General features: G+C 62.7%; 3 protein-coding genes. 2 read left to right on the forward strand and 1 reads right to left on the reverse strand.

Features of this window, described 5'->3' with window-relative positions:
* Positions 1–147 precede the first annotated feature (147 nt).
* Complete coding sequence (gene ttcA, locus EOA86_RS28885; RefSeq protein ID WP_128344782.1) at positions 148–1,038, forward strand: tRNA 2-thiocytidine(32) synthetase TtcA; 891 nt, start codon at positions 148–150, stop codon at positions 1,036–1,038.
* On the forward strand, positions 1,028–1,855 hold the full coding sequence (locus tag EOA86_RS28890; protein ID WP_128344784.1) for an inositol monophosphatase family protein: 828 nt from the start codon (positions 1,028–1,030) through the stop codon (positions 1,853–1,855). The genes ttcA and EOA86_RS28890 overlap by 11 nt, the downstream gene beginning before the upstream one ends.
* Positions 1,856–1,941: 86 nt before the next feature.
* On the opposite strand, the gene EOA86_RS28895 is transcribed toward EOA86_RS28890, so the two are convergent.
* A partial coding sequence (locus EOA86_RS28895) for a GMC oxidoreductase (protein WP_206630163.1) occupies positions 1,942–2,929 on the reverse strand: 988 nt, incomplete at its 5' end.

A 2,929-nucleotide genomic window follows, 5' to 3' on the forward strand; every position in this document is an offset into this window, starting at 1 on the left:
CCATGCTAGAGCGATGTGCATCCGCTTGGACGCACAAAGTACGCTCTGGTTCGTTCCATTTGCGCATCATGCTTTTCGAAATCGATTTCGGTTTTCGGGCCGATGCGTTAATCCGGGCAGCAACAAGGACTTTGAGGCCGACGCGCCATGAACATGCTGCCAGACGCCAAAACACTCGAACCGATCGCCGATGCCGCAGGCGGCTTTCATCCGCTGTTTGCCGATGTGCCGTCCTCCGTCGAGTTCAACAAGCTGCGCAAGCGGCTGCTGCGCCTCGCCCGTCAGGCGATCGACGATTTTTCGATGGTGAAATCAGGCGATCGCTGGCTCGTCGCCTTGTCCGGCGGCAAGGATTCCTACGGCCTGCTCGCTTTGCTGCTCGACCTCAAATGGCGCGGGCTGCTGCCGGTCGACCTGTTGGCTTGCAATCTCGACCAGGGCCAGCCGAATTTTCCGAAACACATTCTGCCCGATTATCTCAACACATACGCCATTCCGCACCGCATCGAATATCAGGACACCTATTCGGTGGTGACCGACAAGCTTCCCCAGGGCAGCACCTATTGTTCGCTGTGCTCGCGGCTCAGGCGCGGCCATCTCTACCGCATCGCGCGGGAGGAGGGCTGCTCGGCTTTGGTGCTCGGCCACCACCGCGAGGACATTCTCGAAACCTTTTTCATGAATTTGTTCCATGGCGGGCGCCTCGCCGCCATGCCGCCAAAACTGCTCAACGACGACGGCGACGTCATGGTGCTGCGGCCGCTCGCCTATTGCGCCGAGGCCGATCTCGAAAAATTCGCCGGGGCCATGAAATTCCCGATCATCCCGTGCGATCTGTGCGGCAGCCAGGACGGCTTACAGCGCAATGCGATGAAGGCGATGCTCGACGACTTGGAAAAGCGCATGCCCGGCCGCAAGGACACGATGATCCACGCCATGACCAATGTGCGGCCTTCGCATCTGCTCGATCGCAAACTCTTCGATTTCGCCGCCCTCAACGAAACCCTTATACGGCAAGACGTTCCCGATGACATTTGACGATACCGCGATCGACTGGCTTGCCAAGCTTCTGTCCGACGCCGCCACTGCCGAGATCATGCCGCGCTTTCGACGGCTGGATGAGGGCGAGGTCCGCCAGAAGACCTCGGCAGCCGACCTGGTGACGGAGGCCGACGTGAATGCTGAGCGGCTCATCACCGTCAGGTTGCGTGAGCGCTACCCCCAGGCGATGATCGTCGGCGAGGAAGCCTGCTCCGACGACCCGGCGCTGCTCCAGGGCCTCGGCGAAGCCGATCTTGCCTTCGTCATCGATCCAGTCGACGGCACCTTCAATTTCGCCTCGGGCGTGCCGCTGTTCGGCGTGATGCTGGGCGTCGTCGTGAAGGGCGAGACCGTCGGCGGCATCATTCACGATCCCGTCGGCAAGGACTGGCTGATCGGCGCCAAGGGTGCTGGCAGCCACATACGGCATGCGCATGGCACCCTGGAGAAGGTGCATGTCGCCGAGCCTGCACCGATCTCGCAAATGACCGGCGCGGTGTCCTGGCAATACATGCCCGAGCCGGAACGGTCACGGCTGGCGCGCAACCAGACGAAATCCTTGTCGCAATTCGGCTATCGCTGCGCGGCTCACGAATACCGCCTGCTGGCGAGCGGCCACGCCCACTTCGTTGTCTACAACAAGCTGATGCCGTGGGATCACCTAGCCGGTGTGCTGATCCATGCCGAGGCAGGTGGTTACGCGGCGCGTTTCGACGGCAGCGCCTATCTGCCTTCGCATGTCGGAGGTGGTCTTCTTGTCGCACCGGACGAAGAAAGCTGGCGCGAACTGCGCCGCGAACTCTGGGCGGAATAGGCCGTCCGGCATCGATCCGGTTCGGGCCACGCCCGGCCGATCTCGATTGGCCCGAGTTGCGCTCGATACGATTCCGATTTTCGGGGTCATGCGCGAGGTGGAGCTGACGCCCAGGTCTCCGCGATGGCGACTATGGCGGCATTGATCGGTCCGCTCGGGATCGTCGGCATCACCGACGCGTCGAGGATGAAGATGTTGTCGAAGCCGTTGAGTCGCAAATCCGGGTCGACGACGGCGTCGGCATCCCCGCCCATCCGGCAGGTACCGGCAGGATGATGATGTGTGGAGGCGGCGCTCGCGATGAAAGCGTCAAGGTCGTCGTCCGACTGCACTGGTGATCCCGGCAGAACTTCCGCGTCGCGCCACTCGTCCAGCGCTGCATGATGACCAATCATTCGCGCCGCCTTCAGCGCCGTCCGGAAAACCGCCCGGTCATGTTCGGTTTCGAGATAATGCGGGTCGATGATCGGTGCATCGTTTCGGCCCGGCCCGCCCGGTGCGATGTGTCCACGACTGGTCGGATGGGTGACGCCGCATAGAATGGTGAAAGCCGAGCCATAGGATGGTGCATTCAAGCCACCCGCGGCTGATGGAGCAACGACGCAGGCGAGCACAATATCGGGGCCTCCCGTCGAACGGGTCGGATCGCTGCCGTGCAGGTACATCAGCGATTCCGAGTGCTGCAGGCGCGACGGCGGCAGCGATTTTTTCGTGCTGTAGACGTTTCCAAGAGCCAGCAGATGGTCCTGCAGATTGCGGCCGACATCGCGTCTGTCGGCGAGGCAGCGTATCCCCGCCCGCTTCAGCGTATCCGGATCGCCGATGCCAGACCGCATGAGGATGAGCGGCGACGACACCGCGCCGGCGCAAAGAACGACCCTGTCGGCGGAGATCGTCATGCTCGCTCCGTCGCACACGACAGCCACACCCCTGGCCCGCTGGCCTTCCAGCACGAGGTGCTCGACCTCGTGGGCGGTTAGGAGAGCGAGGTTCGGTCGCGCCATGACCTCCGGCGGCAGATAGGCGTCGGCGACGCTCAGGCGCTTGCCGGCGCGGATGTTCAGCGAATTGGGG

Source organism: Mesorhizobium sp. M5C.F.Ca.IN.020.32.2.1, from assembly GCF_004023105.1.
In the GTDB taxonomy this organism is placed as follows: domain Bacteria; phylum Pseudomonadota; class Alphaproteobacteria; order Rhizobiales; family Rhizobiaceae; genus Mesorhizobium; species Mesorhizobium wenxiniae.